Source organism: Ensifer sp. EB106-03-01-XG145 (assembly GCF_058792075.1).
Genome location: NZ_JBYTEC010000069.1, coordinates 1 through 1,269, shown reverse-complemented (window position 1 = coordinate 1,269; position 1,269 = coordinate 1). Strand labels below are relative to the sequence as shown.

1 protein-coding gene is annotated in these 1,269 nt (G+C 65.1%); it reads right to left on the bottom strand.

What is annotated here, in order from left to right; translation table 11 throughout:
* Positions 1 to 4: 4 nt before the first annotated feature.
* Entirely contained in the window at positions 5 to 1,180 is a 1,176-nt protein-coding gene (locus AC3WWH_RS34765) for an IS481 family transposase (RefSeq protein ID WP_058321969.1), read from the bottom strand.
* Positions 1,181 to 1,269 lie beyond the last annotated feature (89 nt).

Below are 1,269 nucleotides of genomic sequence, written 5' to 3'. Positions count from 1 at the left end.
GTGTTCAGTCCGGGGAGATAGCGGACACCTGTTCGGAGAGATGACTGACAGTTTTGGGTTTGGTCAAGTCGATGGTTGCGACCTTGTGTGAGGCGAAGAAGACGCCATAGGTGCCGTCCCGGGTTAGAGGGCGGATAGCGAGGCGTTCTCCGCAGAAGGCTCTTGGGACGCGCCATAGCCTGCCCTTGAAGCTGACATAGGCCTTGGTGGTGGAGACGACGCGGACGATCTCGCCGCTGTCGTAATGCGGGTCGAGGAGGCAGCCGGGCATGGCCCGTGCGCTCGGTCGGTAACGGCTGGCTGGCGGGTTCTGGCCCAGGGCTTCGTGGGGCCGTTGGTGATTGTAGATCTCACGCCAGCGATCGAAGGCGATCTGGGCCTGGCCCAGATCGCTGAAGCCGCGCAGATCGAGGACTTCGGCCTCCAGAGTTCGGTGGAAGCGTTCGATCTTGCCGCGGCTCTGGGGATGGTAGGGCCGGCTGTGCCACACCTCGACGCCGAGCTTGAGCAGCCAGACGCACAGGCGGGTCCACCGCTCGCCGCCCGGTTCGCCCCAGGGCTGGCCGTTATCGACGAAGAAGGCCTGGGGCAGGCCATAGCGCCGGAAGGTCCGCGTCAGCTCAGCCTTGACCGTCACGCCCTGCTGGTCGGCACACGCCCTCAGGCAGGGCGAGAAGCGGGAATGATCGTCGACGATGGTCAGGGGATGGCAACGCTCGCCTCCCGTCAGCTTGACCCAGCCCTTGAAGTCCATCTGCCAGAGCTGATTGGGTTCGGCTTTTTCGAAGCGTTGCCAGGCCTTGCCGGGACAAGTCGGGAAGCCATCGATCCGGCCGTGACGGCGCAATATCGCGTGGACGGTCGAGACCGCCGGCGGCTCCAGCCCGTCGCGCCGCAGGCAGGCGGCGATCTTGCGGGCGCCCCAGGCCGGATGAGCGTCGCGCACTGAAAGCGCCGCAGCTTCGATCCGCTCGCTGCAGCGGCCGGGACTGGCATGAGGACGACGCGACCGGTCCCCCAGATCGCCATCGCCTGCCGCCCATCGCGCCAGCCACTTGTAGCCAACATCCGCGCTGATGCCGAACCGACGGCAAAGCTCCCGCCGGTTCGCTCCTTCCATCATCGCCAGACGAACGAACTCGCGACGTTCTTCCATCGCCGACACCTCTCGCCAGGGCATGGACCGATCTCCTCAAGACCAAATCCAGCCGATGATGTGTCAGCTATCTCCCCGAACACCTGTCAGGTATCTCCCCGGACTGAACAACA